General features: G+C 66.7%; 14 protein-coding genes. 8 read left to right on the top strand and 6 right to left on the bottom strand.

Annotation, left to right across the window (positions count from 1 at the left end):
• Positions 1 to 44 precede the first annotated feature (44 nt).
• Together PI246_RS07050 and PI246_RS07045 are read left to right on the top strand one after the other, a co-directional pair.
• Positions 45 to 1,715, top strand: coding sequence for a ShlB/FhaC/HecB family hemolysin secretion/activation protein (locus tag PI246_RS07050; RefSeq protein WP_320550582.1), 1,671 nt, complete (start codon positions 45 to 47; stop codon positions 1,713 to 1,715).
• Between the two features lie 80 nt (positions 1,716 to 1,795).
• Entirely contained in the window at positions 1,796 to 2,911 is a 1,116-nt protein-coding gene (locus PI246_RS07045; protein ID WP_320550581.1) for a catalase family protein, read from the top strand.
• A 10-nt stretch (positions 2,912 to 2,921) separates the two neighbouring features.
• On the opposite strand, the gene phbB is transcribed toward PI246_RS07045, so the two are convergent.
• Entirely contained in the window at positions 2,922 to 3,662 is a 741-nt protein-coding gene (phbB, locus tag PI246_RS07040; RefSeq protein ID WP_320551205.1) for an acetoacetyl-CoA reductase, read from the bottom strand.
• Between the two features lie 62 nt (positions 3,663 to 3,724).
• A complete protein-coding gene (gene gluQRS / locus PI246_RS07035; RefSeq protein ID WP_320550580.1) occupies positions 3,725 to 4,597 on the bottom strand; it encodes a tRNA glutamyl-Q(34) synthetase GluQRS in 873 nt (290 codons plus the stop codon).
• A 206-nt stretch (positions 4,598 to 4,803) separates the two neighbouring features.
• On the opposite strand from gluQRS, the gene htpX reads away from it, so the two are divergent.
• The 4 genes from htpX to PI246_RS07015 all read left to right on the top strand — a co-directional run bounded on the left by htpX (position 4,804) and on the right by PI246_RS07015 (position 9,274).
• On the top strand, positions 4,804 to 5,691 hold the full coding sequence (gene htpX / locus PI246_RS07030; RefSeq protein ID WP_320550579.1) for a protease HtpX: 888 nt from the start codon (positions 4,804 to 4,806) through the stop codon (positions 5,689 to 5,691).
• 218 nt (positions 5,692 to 5,909) lie between these two features.
• Positions 5,910 to 7,775 carry a molecular chaperone HtpG gene (htpG, locus tag PI246_RS07025; protein WP_320550578.1) on the top strand — a complete coding sequence of 622 codons (1,866 nt, stop codon included), beginning with the start codon at positions 5,910 to 5,912 and terminating at the stop codon, positions 7,773 to 7,775.
• 162 nt (positions 7,776 to 7,937) lie between these two features.
• Positions 7,938 to 8,837 (top strand): AEC family transporter, encoded by a 900-nt coding sequence (locus PI246_RS07020; protein ID WP_320550577.1) that lies wholly within the window; start codon positions 7,938 to 7,940, stop codon positions 8,835 to 8,837.
• Positions 8,838 to 8,875: 38 nt separating this feature from the next.
• Positions 8,876 to 9,274, top strand: coding sequence for an RNA-binding S4 domain-containing protein (locus PI246_RS07015; RefSeq protein ID WP_320551204.1), 399 nt, complete (start codon positions 8,876 to 8,878; stop codon positions 9,272 to 9,274).
• Positions 9,275 to 9,491: 217 nt separating this feature from the next.
• On the opposite strand, the gene mutS is transcribed toward PI246_RS07015, so the two are convergent.
• Positions 9,492 to 12,071, bottom strand: coding sequence for a DNA mismatch repair protein MutS (gene mutS / locus PI246_RS07010; protein ID WP_407069789.1), 2,580 nt, complete (start codon positions 12,069 to 12,071; stop codon positions 9,492 to 9,494).
• Between the two features lie 191 nt (positions 12,072 to 12,262).
• Here mutS and PI246_RS07005 point away from each other — a divergent pair, with 191 nt between their 5' ends.
• Together PI246_RS07005 and PI246_RS07000 are read left to right on the top strand one after the other, a co-directional pair.
• Positions 12,263 to 14,161 (top strand): integrase, encoded by a 1,899-nt coding sequence (locus tag PI246_RS07005; protein WP_320550575.1) that lies wholly within the window; start codon positions 12,263 to 12,265, stop codon positions 14,159 to 14,161.
• Entirely contained in the window at positions 14,133 to 14,618 is a 486-nt protein-coding gene (locus PI246_RS07000) for a hypothetical protein (protein WP_320550574.1), read from the top strand. Before PI246_RS07005 ends, PI246_RS07000 begins: the two co-directional genes overlap by 29 nt.
• 51 nt (positions 14,619 to 14,669) lie before the next feature.
• Here the strand turns inward: PI246_RS07000 and PI246_RS06995 are convergent, their stop codons facing one another.
• From PI246_RS06995 to PI246_RS06985, 3 genes are read right to left on the bottom strand one after another with little or no spacing between them, the layout of a single operon-like run.
• Positions 14,670 to 15,821, bottom strand: coding sequence for a Wadjet anti-phage system protein JetD domain-containing protein (locus PI246_RS06995; protein WP_320550573.1), 1,152 nt, complete (start codon positions 15,819 to 15,821; stop codon positions 14,670 to 14,672).
• Positions 15,805 to 19,116 (bottom strand): ATP-binding protein, encoded by a 3,312-nt coding sequence (locus PI246_RS06990; protein ID WP_320550572.1) that lies wholly within the window; start codon positions 19,114 to 19,116, stop codon positions 15,805 to 15,807. Before PI246_RS06990 ends, PI246_RS06995 begins: the two co-directional genes overlap by 17 nt.
• Complete coding sequence (locus PI246_RS06985; protein WP_320550571.1) at positions 19,113 to 19,814, bottom strand: DUF4194 domain-containing protein; 702 nt, start codon at positions 19,812 to 19,814, stop codon at positions 19,113 to 19,115. The genes PI246_RS06990 and PI246_RS06985 overlap by 4 nt, the downstream gene beginning before the upstream one ends.
• Position 19,815: the final 1 nt, after the last annotated feature.

Genomic DNA, 19,815 nt, shown 5'->3' with positions numbered 1-19,815 from the left:
ACGCGCCAGCGTCCGCGATACCGGCCCCGTTCGCAGGAGCTCGCATGCTTCGATGGATCGCTTGCCTCGCCGGCATGACCGTCGTATTCGCCGCGCACGCCCAGGTGCGCCTTCCCGCCAATCCCCTGCAGAACCTTCCCCGCACGGAAACACCCGCGCAAGCGCCGGCGGTCCAGGTCAACGTGCAGGCGCCGACGCAGGCGATGGAGGCGTTGCTCGCCACGTCGCTAACGCCGTCACGCTTCGACGTGACTGGCGTGAGGTCGATCCGGTTTTCGACGGTCGCCGACGTCTTTGCCCCGCTGCGGGGCAAACCGGTCACGGTGCGCGAGCTGATCGACGCCGCGAACCGGGTCACCGCGATGTACAAGCAGCAGGGATACGCGTTGTCGTTCGCGTTCGTACCCGCGCAGACATTCACCAACGGCGTCGTGCGGATCACCGTGGTCGAAGGGTACGTCGCGGAAGTGAAAATCAGCGGCGACGCGGGCAACATGGCATCGCGCATCCGTGCCATGGCCAACCATGTGGTGGGCGAGCGTCCCCTGCGCCAGGACACCTTCGAGCGCTACACGCAGCTTCTGGGCCAGCTTCCCGGTGTGAAAGTGGGGGCCAACGTGCCGCCGCCGACCACCACCGACGGGGCGACGCGCCTGGATCTGACGGTGACCCGCCAGCGCTATGACGTGAGCTACGGACTGGACTTCAATCACCCCGGTACGCAGGGCGTGTTCAACGTACTGGAAAACGGATTCACGCCACTGGGCGAGCAGTTGAGCCTGTCCACGTTGTTCCCGAACGGTGGCGGACAGCGGTTTTACTCGGCGGGATGGCTTGAGCCGATCGGTTCGCGCGGCTGGCAGGCAAGGGTGGACGCCAGCCGTTATTGGGGTAACCCCGATACCGACAGCAGCCAGTTGCCCTCGTACCTCGATCACCGACTGTCGCAACAACGCGTGTCGCTCAGCACGATCTATCCGCTGGTACTCACCAACACCCGACGACTTAATCTGACCCTGGGCGTGTACGCGTCGCGACAGGACGATCGCTATCGCAACGTGGATACCGGCGCGATGATCGCCCTGCAATCGAGCGTGCGCGTGCTCAACGCCGAGCTGGCCTGGCTGCGCGTCGCGACGGATCGCACCCTCCAGTTCAGCGCAGGCGTCGCCCACGGTTACGACGCCATGGGCGCCTATTCGCGGGTGGTGACCAACGTAGCCGGCGGCGTGACCGCGTCGTTGCCCGATGTCTCGTTTACCCGCTACATGATGAGCGGCTCGTGGTCGGAGCAGTGGCCCTACAAGGTCGGGACCGTGATGCGCGTGACCGGTCAATACAGCGACGACACGTTGCCGTCGACGGAGCAGATCAACTTCGGTGGCCCCAGCTACGCCTATGCCTACGATCCCGGGGACGCGGCCGGTGACAGCGGTTGGGCCGCGTCGCTGGAAGTCAATCGTGCGTTCGCGACAGGGCGGTCGTGGATCCGTTCGATCGTGCCGTACGTGGCGTACCAGAGCGCGAGGGTCTATGTGAACGGTGGACGCCCGTTGATCGATCGGCTCGACTCGGCCGCCCTCGGCGTGCGCGTCTCGGACGCGAAGCACTACTCGATCGATGTCGCGCTGGCCAAGCCCACCGGCGACCGCCCACCGGAGACCGGCACCCGCGAAAAACGCTGGAACCTCACCTTCAGCTACAAGCTGATGTAGCTTTCCGCGGCGTCGACCCGCCACCGCGCGTTCACATCCGCGGCGGCACGATGCGCCGTCATCCCGACGGACGCCGTGCCATGCCCCTGTCTCTCCACCCCGCGCCGATCCCCTATGACGACCGGCTGGAAGAGATCGCGCCCGACGAAGCCGAGACCACCGAGCAGTTGATCCAGACCCTTACGGAGATCAACCAGACGACCCTCAAGCATGAAGGCCACGCCAACCGTTCGGTACACGCGAAAAGCCATGCCCTGCTCGTGGGCGAGCTGACCATCGCCGACGACCTGCCGCGCGAACTCGCGCAGGGCATCTTCGCCCGGCCGGGCCGCTATCCGGTGGTGATGCGGCTTTCGACCGTACCCGGGGACATCCTCGATGACGCCGTGTCCACGCCGCGCGGCATGGCGGTGAAGATCATCGGCGTGGAGGGCGAGCGTCTTCCTGGCAGCGAGGGCGCGGTGACGCAGGACTTCGTCATGGTCAACGGCCCGGCGTTCAAGGCGGCCGACGCGAAGAAGTTCGCCAGTTCGCTCAAGCTGGTGGCGGCGACGACGGATCGCGCGGAGCGGGCGAAGAAGGCGCTGTCCGCCGTGCTGCGCGGCACCGAGCGGGTGATCGAAGCGTTCGGCGGCAAGAGCTCGACTTTGCTGGCGCTGGGCGGGCAACCGCAGACCCACCCGCTGGGCGACACCTATTACAGCCAGGCCCCGCTGCGCTTCGGCGACTACGTGGTGAAGGTCTCGGTAGCGCCGCATTCGCCCAACCTCACCGAACTCACCGACGCCTCGCTACCGCTGCAAGGTCGCTACGATGGGCTACGCGACGCGATGGTCGAGCATTTCGCGACGCAGGGGGGCGAGTGGGACCTGCGCGTGCAGTTCTGCACCGACCTGGACACCATGCCGATCGAGGACGCGTCAGTGCCGTGGCCAGAGGAGAAGAGCCCTTATCTCGACGTCGGGCGCATCGTGGTGTGGCCGCAGCCCGCCTGGAACGACGCGCGCCAGGCCGCCATCGACGACGGTCTCGCGTTCAGCCCCTGGCACGGCGTGCAGGCGCATCGCCCCATGGGCTCGGTGATGCGGGCCCGGCGCCTGGCTTACCGCACCATGGCGAGGTTCCGCGCGCACCACAACGGCGTGGCCATGAACGAGCCGACGTCGCTGGCGGACATCGGCCTGGACACGCCCTGAGCCCGGGCGTTCACCACCCCATGTAGTGCCCGCCGTTGATGGCGAGGTTCGAGCCGGTGATCCAGCCGGAGTCTTCGGAGGTGAGGAAGGCCACCGCATGGGCGATCTCTTCCGGACGGCCGAGCCGGCCGACGGGGATCTGCGACACGATCTTGGCGCGGATGTCCTCCGGCACCGCCATGACCAGGTCGGTGGCCACGTAACCCGGCGAGACCGTGTTCACCGTGATGCCGAAGCGGGCGTTTTCCTGGGCGAGAGAGATCGTGAATCCGTGCACGCCTGCCTTGGCGGCAGCGTAGTTGGCCTGGCCGTACTGGCCCTTCTGCCCGTTGATCGAGCTGATCTGGACGATGCGTCCCCACTGGCGCGAGCGCATGCCCTCGATCACCGGACGGGTGACGTTGAAGCAGGCGTTGAGGTTGGTGTTCACCACCTCGGTCCACTGCTGGTAATCCATCTTGTGAAACGTGGTGTCGCGCGTGATGCCTGCGTTATTGACGAGGATTTCCACGGGGCCGGCGTGGTCTTCGACGGCGCGGATCATCGCTGCCGCGGACACGGGGTCGGACACGTCGCCGGGGACCATCGTCACGTCGATGCCGTCGCGGATCATGTCTTCGCGCCAGGCGGCCGCCCGGGCTTCGTCGCGGTAATTGGTAGCCACCCGGTGGCCCTGCCGGGCAAGGTAACGCACGATCGCCGTACCGATACCGCCGGTACCGCCGGTGACCAGTGCCGTGCGTTGCGTGATGCCGTGCTTCATCCCAAGCCTTATCCGTGTTCGGTGGAGCCCGCGAGGCGGGCAATCGGGTGTTATAGCGCCGCTTCCCGCCCAAGACTACTGCGGCGAAGCGCCGCAGGATCGAAGGCATCCCGCGCCGCCTCCAGTAATGCCCAGGGCGTGTCCGGCGCCACGCGCACCGACACTCCCAGCCAGTCCAGCGCCCTGCGCAGGGCGGGCAGGGGATCCGAACGGTCCACCGGGAGGGCGGCGCTCGATTTGGAGAGCTTGCGGCCCTCGGCGTCGCGGACCAGTGGCAGATGCAGGTAACCGGGCGAAGGCAGGTGCAGCAGGCGTTGGAGGTGGATCTGCCGGGCGGTCGACTCCAGCAGGTCCGCGCCGCGCACCACGTGGGTGACACCTTGCGCGGCGTCGTCCACCACGCAGGCCAACTGGTAGGCCCACAACCCCTCGACGCGGCGGATGACGAAATCGCCGGCGACCTGGCGCAGGTTCTCTTCCTGCGGACCCCGGACATCGTCGATCCAGCGGATGACCGTGTCGGGGGCGTGCAGGCGCCAGGCCGGGGGACGTGACGGGTCGGGCGACGCCACACAGCGCCCGTCGCGATGCATGCCGCCGTCGGGCGCGAGGTCGGCACGGCTGCACCAGCAGGGAAACACCTGGCCCGCGTTACGTAGTTGATCGAATGCGGCGGCGTAGGCGGCCTCACGCCGGGACTGGTAAAGCACGCGCTCGTCGGCCTCCAGGCCGAACGCGTCCAGGGTGCGCAGGATGTCCCGTGCCGACCCCGCCACCTCCCGCGGTGGATCGATGTCTTCCATGCGCACCAGCCACTCGCCGCCCGCGTGGCGGGCCATCAGCCAACTGGCCACCGCCGTCACCAGGGAGCCGAAGTGGAGGGCGCCGGTGGGCGAGGGAGCGAAACGACCGCGATAGTGCATGGACGACGACCGGACCTATGGTGAGATGTTTCTCAGAATGGTGGCGAGGCGAGGCGGAGAGTGTAGGTCAGACCGCCGCCGCCACGCCCGCGCCGCAGCGGCCCTCGACATGGCGCGGGCATGGCAGGCATTGAATCGTTCAGCCTCTGCCCCGAACACTTGCCGTGGGCGGCGCCCCATCGACTGCCGCCGTGAGAGAAAACACCATGTTCAAACGCATCGCTTTGTTCGTCGCCACCAACCTCGCGGTCATCTTCCTGCTTTCCGCGGTCTGCCACCTCCTGGGCATCGACCAGTGGGCGGCGCAGCGCGGCATGGGCCTGGGCGGCCTGATCGTTTTCGCCTCCGTCTTCGGCATGGGCGGCGCCTTCATCTCCCTGGCCTTGTCCAAGTGGATGGCCAAGATGTCCACGGGCGCCAGGGTCATCGGGCAGCCCGCCAACGAGGCCGAACGCTGGCTGGTGGACACCGTGCGCCGCCACGCCGAGAAAGCGGGCATCGGCATGCCCGAGGTGGCCGTCTACGACGCCCCCGAGATGAACGCCTTCGCCACCGGCATGACCCGCAACAGCGCCCTCGTGGCGGTGAGCACCGGCCTGCTCCAGCAGATGGATCGCGAACAGGTCTCGGCGGTGCTCGGCCACGAGATCGGCCACGTCGCCAACGGCGACATGGTCACCCTTACCCTCATCCAGGGCGTGCTCAACACGCTGGTGATCGTGCTGGCCCGCGTCGTCGGCCGCGTGGTCGACAGCTGGCTCAGCGGCGGCCGCGACCGGGAGGGCGAGGGTGGCATCGGTTACTTCGTCACGGTGATGATCCTGCAGATCGTCTTCGGCCTGTTCGCCTCGATGATCGTCATGTGGTTCTCCCGTTGGCGGGAATTCCGCGCCGACGCCGCGGGCGCTAGCCTGGCCGGCCGGGGCTCGATGATTTCGGCCCTCCAGCGCCTGTCGGGCAACCACGGCGATACCACCCTTCCGCAGACCATCCAGGCCTTCGGGATTTCCGGCCAACTCGCCTCGGGCTTCAAGCGTCTGTTCATGAGCCACCCGCCGATCGAGGAGCGGATCGCGGCCCTTCAGCGCGGGTAAGTTCTTCAGGGGATGGAGAAGCGGGGCCCTGACCCGTGGGCCTGAGGGACCTCGAGCGACACGACGCGATATCGCCCTGACAAGGTAACCGGCCCCCTCAGGCGACCGCCGGCCCGGCGCCCCCACTTCCCATCCCCCGTCCCCATCCGCACCCTTTTGCCGCCCGCCTCCCATCCCCATAATCCCCGTTCCCTGTCCCAATCTGAAGGAACGGCACCGTGAGCCAGGAAACCCGTAAGTTCGAAGCCGAGGTCGCCCAGGTCCTGCACCTGGTGACCCATTCCCTCTACTCGCACAAGGAAATCTTCCTGCGCGAGCTGATCTCCAACGCCTCCGACGCCTGCGACAAGCTGCGTTTCGAAGCGCTGGCCGACGCCAGCCTCACCGCCGACGACGCGGACCTGCGCATCCAGATCTCGTGGGATCCCGACGCGCGCACCATCAGCGTTCGCGACAACGGCATCGGTATGAGCCGTGAGGACGTGGTGGCCAACATCGGCACCATCGCCAGCTCGGGCACCCGCCGCTACCTCGAAGCCCTGTCGGGCGAACAGAAGGCCGACGCACGCCTGATCGGTCAGTTCGGCGTGGGCTTCTACTCCGCCTTCGTCGTCGCCGACCGGGTCACCGTGATCACCCGTCGCGCGGGCCAGCCGACCGGGTCGGGCGTGCGCTGGGAGAGCGACGGCAAGGGCGAATACTCGCTCGAAGACCAGAACGTCACCGAGCGTGGCACCACCGTCGTGCTGCACCTGAAAGAAGGCGAAGACGAGTTCCTGAAGCGCTGGCAACTGCGATCGCTGGTCACCAAGTATTCCGACCACGTGGCCTTCCCGATCCGGATGCCGCAGGAGAAGGACGGCAAGCCCGATCCGACCGACTTCGAAACGATCAATTCGGCGTCGGCCTTGTGGTCCCGGTCCAAGAGCGAGATCAGCGACGACGAATACAAGAACTTCTACAAGGCGCTCGGCCACGACTTCAACGACCCGCTCGCCTGGACGCATAACCGCGTCGAAGGTAGCCAGAGCTTCACCACGCTGCTCTACGTGCCCGAGCAGCCGCCGTTCGACCTGATGATGGGCGGACGCGACGAGCGCAAGGGCCTGAAGCTCTACATCAAGCGCGTCTTCATCATGGACGCGGCCGAAGAGTTGCTGCCGAACTACCTGCGTTTTGTCCGCGGCGTGATCGATGCCGACGACCTGCCCTTGAACGTGAGCCGCGAAATCCTCCAGCAGAACCGCCAGCTGGAAAAGATCAAGGCGGCCTGCGTCAAGCGCGTGCTCGATCTGCTCGACAAGCTCTCGCGCGACGAGCCGGAGAAGTTCGTAACGTTCCTCAACAGCTTCGGCAACACGCTGAAGGAAGGCATCGTCGAAGACGCGTCCAACAGGGAACGCATCGCCAAGCTGCTGCGCTTTGCCTCCACCAAGGGCGAGGGCGCGCAGAAGACGGTGTCGTTCGACGACTACATGGGCCGCATGGCGGTCGGACAGGACGCGATCTGGTACGTCACCGCCGACAGTTACGCGGCCGCCGCGGGCAGCCCGCAGCTCGAGGCGCTGAAGGCCAAGGGCATCGAAGTGCTGCTCATGTTCGATCGCGTCGACGAATGGATGCTGGGTTATCTCAACGAGTACGACGGCAAGCGGCTGCGCAACGTCGCCAAGGGCGAGTTCCCGCTCGACGAGGCCGACAAGGCAAAGCAGGAAGCGGCCAGCGCCGAAGCGGCACCGTTGCTGGAGCGGGCCAAGACCCTCCTCGGCGAGCGGGTGAGCGACGTGCGCGTGTCGGCCCGCCTCACGGACTCGCCGTCGTGCCTGGCGCTGGCGGATTTCGAGATGGCCCCGCACCTGGCTCGCCTGCTGCGTGAGGCTGGCCAGGAGGTTCCCGACTCGAAGCCGGTGCTGGAGATCAACCCGGCCCATCCGCTGGTCAAGCGCCTGTCCAACGAAAGCGACGATGTGAAGGCCGGCGACCTTGCCGGATTGCTGCTTGAGCAGGCCGAAATCACGGCCGGCGCGCAGCTGGCCGACCCCGCGGCGTTCGTGCAGCGCATGAACCGGGTGCTGCTCGGCTGACGCGCAGGGCCCGCTCCGTTCAGGAGCGGGCCCACCGTATCGTTCGCCCGATGCCGGCTGCCGCCGGCGCCTGAGGATTCGCGGGCGGGACCCGCTCCTGCGACGCGTTTTCGAAGGGCGGGCGTGCCGCTGGCATGACGAGCCCTTTGCTATCGTCCCCCCATGTCCGCCTTGCTCACCCTGTTCGCCTGCCTGGCCCTCGGTATCCTCTGTCGCCGCTTCGCGCGCCTTCCCGACGGCATCGTGCCGGGCCTCAACTGGTGGGTGCTCAACGTGGCCTTGCCCGCCCTGGTGCTGGCCCTCGTCCCCCGCGTGGCCCTCGACGCGCACCTGTGGCTACCGGTCGCGGGGATGTACGTCACCTTCTTCGGCGCCTGGTTCGTGTTCGCGATGCTGGGGCGCCTGTGGGGCTGGTCGCGCCAGCGCGTGGGTTGCCTCACCCTCGCCTGCGGCTTAGGAAACACCTCGTTCATGGGCTATCCCATGATTGAAGCCCTGCATGGCAAGGACGGTCTCTCCATCGCCGTGATCGCCGACCAGATGGGCTGTTTCCCGTTACTCGCGGCGGGCGGCATCGTGGTTGCGTCGATCTATTCGGGCAAGGGTACCCAGGTCGGCGTGGTGGTGGGCCGGGTCCTCCGCTTTCCTGCGTTTCTCGCCTTGCTGCTGGGCATGCTCGTCGGCGTCACCGGTGGGTGGCCGGAGGCGGTGGATAGGCTGTTGATGCAGATCGGCCAGACCCTTACGCCGCTGGCGCTGTTCTCGGTAGGCCTGCAGTTCCGCCTCGCGCTGCGCCGTGAACACGCCGGGCCCCTGCTGGCGGGGTTGGGCTGGAAGCTCCTGCTGGCGCCGCTCGCCGTGTTCGGCTTCGGTGTCTTCGCGGGTGTCGGCGGACTCGTGCTCGTGGTGGCCGTGCTGCAGGCGGCGATGGCGCCGATGATTTCTGCCGCGATTCTCGCCGACCAGCACGGGTTGGAGCCCGATCTCGCCAACACCGTACTAAGCGCCGGCATCCTGCTGTCGCTCGTCACCGTGCCGCTGGGCAATGCGTGGCTGGGCTGAGTCTTGGATTTCAGCGACCTCGCCCGCACCACTCCGTGATGACCGAACACGCAACGACCGCCGGCGTCCGCGCCGACGTGTGGCTCTGGGCCGCACGCTTCTTCAAGACCCGAAGCCTTGCCAAGCAGGCGATCGATGGCGGCAAGATCGACATCAATGGCGCCGCCTGCAAGCCGGCGAAGACCCTGCATGTGGGCGACACCGTGCGGGTCACCCGCGGCGAGGAGCGGCTCGTCTGCACCGTGCAGGCGCTCTCGGAGAAGCGCGGTCCAGCGCCCGAGGCCCGCAAGCTCTACACGGAAACCGACGAAAGCCTCGCCGAGCGCGAACGGCAACGCGAGGATCGCCGGCTCACCGGCGGTGCGTTGCTACGGCCGGATGCGCGCCCCGACAAGCGTTCCCGCCGTCTGATCCAGGATCTGAAAAAAACGCTCTGACGCCATCGGCGCGTCGGAAAAACCGCCCCCCAATCCCCGGCCCGGGCTGCTGACGCGGGACGGGGGTAGGGGACGCCACGGGACCCGAAGATGGAGAGTCGGGAGGCCCCGTGAAACCTGAACACGCAAAGAGCCTGGAACGGGGGCCACTATAGGCAGCGACATCCCGCCAGGGAATTCGATTGTTCAGATCGTTCCGATAGAGTGGATCAATGTGTCAGCGCAGCATCTTGCGAAGTTTGTAGATCTGCTCCAGCGCGGCGCGCGGGCTCAGGTCGTCTGGATCGATGGCGCGCAGGGCCTCCTCCACCGGCGACGGCAGCGGAGGCGCAAACAAGCCCATCTGCGGCGCCGGCGTGGGAGGCGCCGCGACGGCGGCGGTCACCTCGTGGCCCTGTTCGAGCGCGGCGAGGTAGTGGCGGGCGTCGGCGATCACCGTCTTCGGCAGGCCCGCGAGGGCCGCTACCTGCAGTCCGAAGCTGCGGTTGGCGGGTCCGTCCTTCACCGTGTGCATGAACACCAGTTGCTCGCCGTACTCCACCGCGTCGAGGTGCACGTTGGCGATGGTGCGGAATTCGCCGGCCAGCTCGGTCAGCTCGAAGTAGTGCGTGGCGAACAGGGTGAACGCGCAGCTCACCGATGCCAGGTGCACCGCGGCGGCGCGGGCGAGCGAGAGGCCGTCATAGGTGCTGGTGCCGCGACCGACCTCGTCCATGAGTACGAGACTGCAATCGGTGGCGTTGTGCAGGATGTTCGCCGTTTCGCTCATTTCCACCATGAAGGTCGACTGGCCCCGTGAGAGGTCGTCGCCCGCGCCGATGCGGGTGAAGATGCGATCGATCGGTCCGATGCAGGCGGTCGATGCGGGCACGTAGCTGCCCACGTGAGCGAGCAGCACGATGAGCGCGTTCTGGCGCATGTACGTGGATTTGCCGCCCATGTTCGGGCCGGTGATCACCAGCATGCGACGTCCGCGGTCGAGTACGAGGTCGTTCGGCTCGAACGGCTCGTCGCGCACCTTTTCCACGACCGGATGTCGGCCGCGTTCGATCCGGATACCCGGCGCATCGGTCAGGTCGGGCATCGCCCAATCCAGCGTTTCGGCGCGCTCGGCCAGGTCGGCGAGCACGTCGAGCTCGGCCATCGCCGACGCCGCCGTCTTCAGTTCGGGCAGCCGTTCGATCAGGTTGTCGAGCAGCAGCTCGTAGAGCGCCCGCTCGCGCATCAGCGAGCGCTCTTTGGCCGAGAGTACCTTGTCTTCGAACTGCTTGAGTTCGTCAGTGATGTAGCGCTCGGCGTTCTTCGTGGTCTGTCGGCGCGTGTAATGCGTCGGTGCCTTCTCCGCCTGCGCACGGGTGATTTCGATGTAGTACCCGTGGACGCGGTTGTAGCCGACCTTGAGCGTCGAGATGCCCGTAGCGGCTTTTTCGCGTTCTTCCATGTCGACCAGAAACTGGTCGGCGTTGGTCGAGAGGCGGCGAAGCTCGTCGAGCTCGTCATCGTAGCCTTCGGCGAGCACGCCACCGTCGCGAAGCAGCACGGGCGGTTGCGCCACGATCGCGCGCGCGAGCAGGGCCGCGGTGTCGGCATGGTCGCCGATGCGCTCGACCAGCGCGTGTAGCAGCGGACTGTCCAGGCCTGCGATTTCTTCGCGCAGCGCGGGCGCCGCGGCGAGGCCGTCGCGCAGCGTGGAGAGGTCGCGCGGGCGGGCCGAGCGCAGCGCGACCCGGGCGAGGATGCGCTCGAGGTCGCCCACGCCGCGCAGGCGCTCGCGCAGGTTGCCGTGGCGGCGATGATCGATGAGGCTGCCGATGGCCTGGTGGCGGCCACGCAGCGTCGTGCGGTCGCGCAGCGGGCGGTTAAGCCAGCGGCGGAGCAGGCGCGCGCCCATCGGCGTCACCGTTTCGTCGAGCACGCCCAGCAGCGTGTTGTCGACGTTGCCGCTCGCGTGCGAATCGATTTCCAGGTTGCGCCGGGTGGCCGCATCCATCGCGATCGTCTCGCTGGCGCTTTCCACCGCCATGCCCGTGAGATGGGGCAGGGCGCTCTTTTGGGTTTCTTCGACGTAGCCGAGGAGACACCCGGCGGCGGCGATGGCCAGCGGCAGACCATCCACGCCAAATCCCCGCAGGTCGCGGGTCCTGAAGAACCGGCACAATTCACGCGTGGCCGCGTCGCCGTCGAAATGCCACGGCTGGCGTTTGCGCAGGCCCGGCAGGGCGCTCACCAGCTTCGGCCATGCGACGTCTTCGCCCACGAGCGTCTCGGCCGGCTGCAATCGGGCGAGTTCCGCCGCCAGCCCCTCGGCGGAGGCCACCTCGGTGAGCAGGAAGCGACCGGTGGAGAGATCGACCCAGGCCAGCCCGTACCCCTTCGGCCCCGCGGCGATCGACAGCAGGAGGTTGTCGCGACGCTCCTCCATCAGCGCCGCATCGGTCACCGTCCCCGGGGTGACGATGCGCACCACCTCACGTTTCACTGGCCCCTTGGAGGTCGCTGGATCGCCGATCTGCTCGCACAGCGCGACCGACTCGCCCAGTTTTACCAGGCGAGCGAGATAGCCCTCCACCGAGTGGTAGGGCACGCCCGCCATGGGAATCGGCGCACCGGCCGACTGGCCGCGCTGGGTCAGGGTGATATCGAGCAGCCGCGCCGCCTTGCGGGCGTCGTCGTAGAACAGCTCGTAGAAATCGCCCATCCGGAAAAACAGCAGGATATCCGGATGCTCCGCCTTCGCCGTGAGGTACTGGCGCATGAAAGGAGTGTGTTCAGCGGGCTTTGCGGCAGTGGCGTTCATTGCAGTTGGATCAATGGCTTGGTGCGATTCTGGGTGCGACATGAGCGTGACGGATGACCAATTTCGTGAGAGTCCGACGCCGCCATGGGAGTCCATGCGGCGTCCATGAAGACCTGTTGGCTTCTGTGGATGTGTCCATGGCGTCGGTGGTGTGCCAAGATCGCTAGATCATGGACACACCGGATGGACCTATGCCCAGCGCCAAAGTCGCCAAGTATCGCCTGTCGCAAGCGCAACTGCGCGCATTGACCATGGAGCAGCGCCCGGCCCTGAATGCCGAGGGCAAGACCGTCCTTGAACCGAATCCGGATCCCAGACCCTACCGGATTTCCGATGGGTCGCAAGGGGCGCCGGCGGGCTTTGGGTTCTATGTCGGGCCCCGCGGCGCGTTCTACGAAGTGCGCTCCCGCGTGGGCAAAAAGGCCGTGCGTTTGTCCTTGGGCTCGGTGCAGGAGCTGTCCCTGGTCAAGGCGCACGAGCTGGCAGCGGCGAAGCGCTCGTTCATCCGGTCGACGGGCGAGGATCCCCGCCAGGCCCTGCGCACCGCCGAAGCGGTCCAAGAGGCCCGCGGGTTGACCGTGGGCCAAGCGCTGCGGGGCTACATCCGGTTCTTGGAGGAGCAGCAAGGCCGCGGGAAGACCAAGCCTGCTGGCGTGAAAGGGGCTCAGGATTCGCTGGCGCGGTTGTCGCGCGAAGAGGTGGGGTTGGCCGATTCGCCGATTGCGGCGTTGACGGACGAAGCGTTGAAGGCTGCGTGGCATCGGGTGCGGCACTCAGCGATGCTGCGGTCCACCCGATTGCCGGCGGAGGTCAAACTGAAACTCGAAGCGGCGGGCGAGTGGTGGCGGCTCGATCGTGCCGCGCTGGTGTCCAAGCTGCGTCTGACGGGCAAGAACGTGGAACTCGCCTACGCCGCCGGCATGGCCGCCGCCGAGCACACCCTCAGCGACGCGTCGCGCGCCGTGGACCGGGCCATCAAGCTTGAGCGCAAGGCCGCCGACAGCGCCATGCGCCCGCCCGTTTTGATCTACAACCCGTTCCAGGTCCTGGCCGACGAAGGCCTGCATCGGTCCACGCGAGAATTGCGCAAGCATTACGATGCCGCCCGGGTGCGCAATCCGCTTGGCGTGGACGACGCTGCGACCGGGCAGCAATCGTTGCCGACCGTGCTCAAATCGCTCATCGAGCGCCGCGACATGCAGCAAGGTCAGAATGCCACGGCCATCGACTACATCCTGCTGACCTTGCTGTGGGGCACGCGCCGCAGTGAATCAGCGCGGTTGTGCTGGTATGACAGCTGTTCTGCAGAAGAGCGCGACGGGCTGGCATCGTGGGTCTGGATGGCCCGGTCGGCCGACGCCAAGAATCCGACGACGGGGCTTCGGGGGTCGCAGGTGTTCTTGCACGACACCAAAGCCGGCGAGGCCCAGCTTTTGCCGGTGGCCTATTTTGCTGAGCGCGTACTCCGTTGGCGGGTCGAGGCGCGCGCCCAGAGCGAGCAAGCGTTGGCGGGCGCGATCGCGGCCGGGCGCGAGGCCGCCAAGCAGATGCGGGCGCGCACGCGCGACATCGTCCTGCGCGCCAAGGCCGACGCCGTGGTCGACCGGGCCGAGTGGCGGCTCGCGCAGACCCAGCGCTGGGTCTTTCCCGCACGCAGCCCCAAGGCGGTCGAAGGCCATTACTTGGACAGCAAATCGATTCTGGCCACGATCAAAGCCGATGCGGGACTGACCGAGGTGGGGCTGACCATGCACGATTTTCGCCGCACCTTGGGTCGATTCGCGGCCAAGCTGTTGTCGGGGCATATGGTCAGCCAGTTGCTGCGCCATCACGCCACGCGCGGCAACGACACGGCGATGGCGGACGTGACCCAGCGGTACGCCCAAGGCGAATGGCCGGACTTGTGCATGGCCATGGCCAAGGTCGAAGAGGCGCTCATTGCCACGAGCCCCGCCGTTTGGAATATCCTGCGCGATCCAGGGGACGTCGCCCGCCCTCGGATGGATGAGCGCAACGACCCGTTGCTTGATGTGCCGAAATATCGGAGCAAGCGCAGTGGCGGTGAACGAGGTCAAACGGACGAAGGCTGAAGCAAAGGCGGCGCTGCTCAAGCGCCGCGCGGAGGCGCGCGCGCGGGCGGACCAGGCGATGGCGGTCCTCCATGCCACCGCCGAAGCGAAGCAGCACCGGGCGGCGCTCACGGCCCTCGATCGCATGATCGTGATCGGGAGGGTGTTGAAGTTCGACACGCTCGAGACCCTGTTCCGGCCGCACGTATGGATTCTGGACGTCAACGGGCACACGGTCGGCCACGCGCTCACCGTCGAGGCCATCGCGATCGACCCCTCGACCGGCGCAGACGGCGTGGTGGTGGAGCGACTCGATGAAGTCTTGAGACGGCCCTGGCGTGCGCCGGACGATCAGTCGGCGTGGGCGGCGCTGTACGCTCACGCGCTTGCGGCCCTCGCCGAGCAAGCGCAGGCCCACGCCGATGCCATCCAATCGGCGATCCGCCTGCGAGCCGCGCTCAGCGATCCGTCGGGTTGATCGCAACGGCGGACCCGCCCGGATCCCAGCCCTGGCATGCGCGTCACTTGATTACGATCCAAGGCTGCACCAGGCATGCAACGCTTGGTGCACGACGGCGTCGGGCAGCCGCTCTTGCTCTAGGCGCCCTCGATCGGATCGGCGCAGATGATCATAGAACCTTGCTTCCTCGACGGTCAGCCCATCGGGCGCTTCCATGGCCGCGGCGACGGGCTCGGGCACGGCCGATTGGCCTTGGTGCGCGTCGAACACGTCGCGGGACATCAGCAGCGCTTCGGTGTGCGGTTGGAGGCACCGCACATGAGCCAGCATCTGGAGGCCCCAGGTGTCCATGTCGCCCCAGTAGCCGATCTCGCATTCGTGCAACCACGGGGTCGACGTCCAGGACAGATTGAGGCCTGAGCCCAGCACCGCGATCGTATCGGGCAGTGGAGGCACTTGGTGGAGGCTGCTCTCGTTCTCGATCAGGAGCACGCGGGACGCCGGTAACGGCGACACCGCCAATTCATACGTCCGAACCCGCTGCTGCGCAAAGGACAGCAGGTTGGCGCTTAGGGGCACTACTAACAGCCAATGATTGGCCTCGTCCGCAGCGCCCAAGAACGCCTCCAAGCCCTGTCGCGAGGCCAGTCCTTCAAATCGCACATCGAGCAAGGCGACGATGAGGCCACGGTGGCGCTCCAAGAACTTGGTGTCGACGCCCGCGACGGCAAGCGCCCGCAACGGTCGGCCCTCGGCCATGCCAGGCGTGAGCGCCGATGCCACATGGGTGGCGCGGACCACCTCATCATCGTCGCGATCGCGCCACAAGGCACGCTGTCGAACGAGCACCGACCAATAGGTGCGATCGACGCGCGCACACAACAGTTGCAGCCGCGCCACTTCGGCCTGGACGGCTGCATCTCCTGTGGCCAACGCGGCGTCCGTGGCCGACCGCAGGATCCAATGCGTTGGCACAGACACAGGCTCGTCGCCGCTGCGAAAGCGGGTGTCCTCCCACATCACCTGTCCCACGGTGACCTGGCGCCACGCGGCAAGCTGCGCGCGCACTTGGCCCGTTTGATGGGTGAATGCGTGGGCCGAGGGGCGACCGATCGGCAAGTTCGCGGGCCACGCGTCAGCTTCCAGAAGCCACTGGACGCGCTTGTCGGCGCGTTCCCATTGCTTGGCGAGCGCAGCGGCCCATTCAGCGGGCAGTTTCAAGGTCAACCTCCGTTCGGCGGGCTGCGCGTTGGCGCGCATGGGTTTCCAAGTCGCTCCAACTGAGCGCAGTGAGGGTCGCTTGCGCCCCCTTGCGATGGACCACGATGGCCGACCGCGTGTGATCGCGCAGCAAGCGCAGCTCCTTGTTGGGGGTGACAAAGAGCGGGTGGAGCCCGAACTCGGTCAGCGCGCGAATGATGCGCGCGGCCACGGCGTGGGAACTCTTGGAAAAGGCTTCGTCGAGCACCACCGTGCCAAACAGCGGGCGCGTTCGCTCCGGTGGGCACAGGGCATAACTCAGGGAGGCGGTCAGCACATAGCTTGCGATGATTTCTTTCTCGCCGCCGCTGCCGCCCTGCGATCCCGTGCGCTTTTCGATGACTTTCCCCGTGGCGCGATCCTTGACCCAAACGGCAAATTGCAGGCGATAGCGGGGATCGAGCAGCGCCAATGCCCCGACGTTTTTGCGTCGCTCGACGGCATCGCGCAGCAGCGCCACCACAGCGGTCAACGCGCGGTAGTGGCTTTCGCCCGCATCGTCGTTCATTTGCGCCGAACGCAAGGTTTTCAAAGCGTCTCGCAAGGCGCGCAAACTTTGATGCTCGACCCGTTGGGGCTCTAAGCGAAGGTATCGGCCGGGTTGAAAATCGACGCGTTCGAGCGTGGCATTCAGCTCGGTCAGGCGCTCTTCGATGGCCGACACTTCCGCTTCGATCTCGCTCAGCAGCTGGGTCACACCTTGATCGGACGAATGGTTGAGGTAGTGCAAGAAGCGCTGGAGCTTTTCCGGGAGCGCCTCTTGTTCCAAGACGCGCAGGCGCTCGCGATAGGCTGGCACATCTTGGAGTTGCGTGCCGGCTTCACTCAGCGCACCGGTGTCGGCCGCTTTGGCCTTGAGCATGTTGCGCACGACCTCTTGTTCGAGCGTGTGGCGCCGGGTGGTCATGCGCCGGATGTCGCCGTCAATGCGCTCGCGCTCGGCGCGCTCGACGCCATCGAGCACGGCCGGGTCCTCAACGGACGGCAGCTGCAGCTTCTCAGCGGCCCACGCGTGGCGCTCGGGGTCCAGCGCCTCGCCAATCCGTTGGCGCACGCGATGCACGGCGCTGTCGGCTTTCTTGATGGCTTGCTCCAGACGATCGGACTGGATTTCCACGTCCCGCTCTTCGCGTCGCAGCGCTTCGGTGGCCATCCTTGCATCGTCCCAGCGCTGTTTGGCCTGGGCCGCGTCGGACGCTGGCGCGGTCAGCGCCGTCCATTGCTCTTTCAGACGCACCAGCTCCGCGTCCGCGCCCAGCGCATCAATGTCTTCGAACACCACTTGCTCGACGCGCGCGAGCAGGTCGAGCCCGCGCTGGGTGGCGTCGGCCAGGTCTTGTGCGCGGTGAGCAGCATCTTGACTGGCCTTATGAAGCGATCGTGCGTCAGCGACCTCGGCGGCGAGACGAGCCAACTGGTCGCGGTTGTCAAAACCGGTCATCCAGTCGCGATCGAGGCCTCGCTGATCTTGCTTATCGAAATAGCCCTCGCGGCTCGACATCAAGCCTTCGGCGGTCATGGCGTGTGGCGTGCGCCGCAAGGCGTCGACGCTGTCGACACAGTGACGGTCGATGTCGGCCAAGAGGTGCTTGAGCGCTTCGCGGTGCGGATGCGCCTTGAAGTTGAGCTTGCGGGTGAAGCCGTCGTCGAAGAATCGCGCCGGGTCGGCCGGGCGGTGCGCCGCCCGCACACGCACATGCAACTGGTTATCGCGCCCGTTGATCCAGGCGAGCGCGGGGCCCACTTGGTCTGGCGCGATCAACAAGCGCAGGCGCTGCCCACCGATGGCGCGCTCGATGGCTCCGCGCCAGCGCGACTCTTGGGCATGCACCTCGACCAGCTCTGCCACGAACGGCAGCTGGTCGGCGGGCACGCCCAAGTGGTCGGAAAGCTGGCGGCGGAAGTTTTGATAGTCCGGCGGGATGTTGGAATGGGGAAGGGCCTCGGCGTCCGACAGGGCTTGGGCCAAACGGTCGCTGTTGTTCTTGAGCGCCTGCTGCTTCGCGCCCAGCTCCCATGCCGTACGTCGCTGCTCAAGCAGATGGCCCGCCTCCTCTACGCGCCGACGCACCGCGGTGGCTTGATTCTCGGCCACGGCCGCGGCGGTGAGCGCCTCGCCGAGGCCGAGCGCGCCGGTCCACGCCCGATAGTCGGCAGCCATGCGCTGGCATCGGGCGAGCAGGTGTCCTTGCGTGGCGATGCGTTCCTCGAGGGCTCCGATGTGCTGTCCACCCAGTTGCCAGTAGGCGGTCTGAAGCGTCCCCTCCATCGCCTCAGCGCTTTTGAGGCGGCTTCGGACCTCCGCAAGCGTTTCGGCGCGCGCCAGGTGGAGCGCCCGGTCGCGCCCAGCCTGGGCCAGCCACAGCTCGATGGCGCGGCCGCCGTAAAACGCGGGCACGACGGCTTGCAGTCGTTCGTGCTCGTCGATGCGCAGGACCACCTCTTCGACGTCCAGCCAGCCCTTGGCGATGGGCAACAGCGTATCGCGTTGCTTGCGCGCCGTCTCCAGTGCATCCCGGATGTCGGCGAGGGTGTCGAATTCGGCCGCGACCGCGCGCGCGTTCTCAAACGCCGACCGATCGTCAAGGACCAGCTCACGAAACACCTCATCGATGCTGTCGAGCTGTTTGAGACCGGCCGCTCGATTGAGCAACGCGAACGCGTTATCACCGACCTCGAAGTGGTTGCGCAACCGAGCCAAGTAGCTTTGCTTGGCGTCGTAGATGCGCAAGCCGGCGTGCGCGCGCTCCAAATCCTTCAGCGCCCGCGTGCCACCTTCGCGGACCGCTTCGAGCCAGTCGTCCATGGCGGGGCGATCGTCGAGGCAGAAGAACCACCGTCGCTTGAGGTCATTCAGGGCCGAGCTGGCGCTGTCGAACCAGAACAGACCCCCGACGCGCACCACGGCTGTGCCGTTGCTGAAGCGGGCCGCGATGGCGGTGATGACAGGGCCCTGCCGCGCCACGTGCTCATTCGCCTCGCTGCCGTTGCCAGCGCCGGACACCCCTCGGACATAGGAGACCAAATCGCGATCGCTCTCATGCCCCCCCGTCGATGCGAGGTTATAGCGGGGCATCGCCACCAGGAGGGTCATCAGGGCATCGACCACCGTGGTCTTGCCGCTGCCTGTGGGGCCGATGATGGCGGTGCCGGCCGGGTCGATGGGGGCGCTGTGTCGCCCGTCGAAGGCTCCCCAGTCGTAAAGGTCAAGATGCGTCAGGACATAGGTGCCTGCATTCATGTCGGAAAAGGTCATACGTCAGTGCCGATGAGCGAGGGCGCAGCGCTTGGGGCCGATTCGGCCAGTGCCTTGAGGGTGCGAATGAGCCCGGCGAGGCTGTCGGGGTTGGCCAAGTGCACGATGATGGGGCGAATCGTGACGCGCTCATGCTGGTCCACATCGGAGACCACGCCGTGACCTTTCAGTTGCTCAAGGAGGGTCAGTAAGCGTTTTTTCTCCTTGGCGTCACTGCCCAGGTGGCCCAGATACGCCTGCAAATGCGGCACCAAGTCGTCCAGGGTCACGCGCGCGTCGGCGGCACCGATGCCTGCCTCGATTTCGTGCGCCACAAAGGCTTGGCGCAGCAGCGCCACGAGCAAGGATTGCTCCAGCGTCAAGCGTTGCCGGCGCACCAAGGGGTGGGACCAGTCGTCGGTCTCTTCGGCGTCAGTGGTGGCCACCACCAAGAACACCAGGCCTCGGATGTCGTCGACCCGCACCGCCAAATCCATCCATTGCAGGACGCCGCTCAGCTCCGCCGTGTGGGTGAGGGCGGCTCGGTAAAGATTGGGCTTGCTGGCTGCCTCGAGCAGGCCATACTTCATCAATTCCAGCAACGCTGCACGCATCCCAGCGTGGACGGTGCCATGCGGCGCCTCCGGCTCGGTGGGCAATGCGACGGGGGTGTCCATGGTGGCATCGGACGCGGGGGCATCTTCCATTGGCAGCGTCATC

It is taken from the genome of Luteibacter sahnii (assembly GCF_034063545.1).
GTDB lineage: Bacteria > Pseudomonadota > Gammaproteobacteria > Xanthomonadales > Rhodanobacteraceae > Luteibacter > Luteibacter sahnii.
The sequence above is the reverse complement of the archived record's forward strand: the minus strand, read 5'-3'. Positions and strand labels throughout refer to the sequence as shown.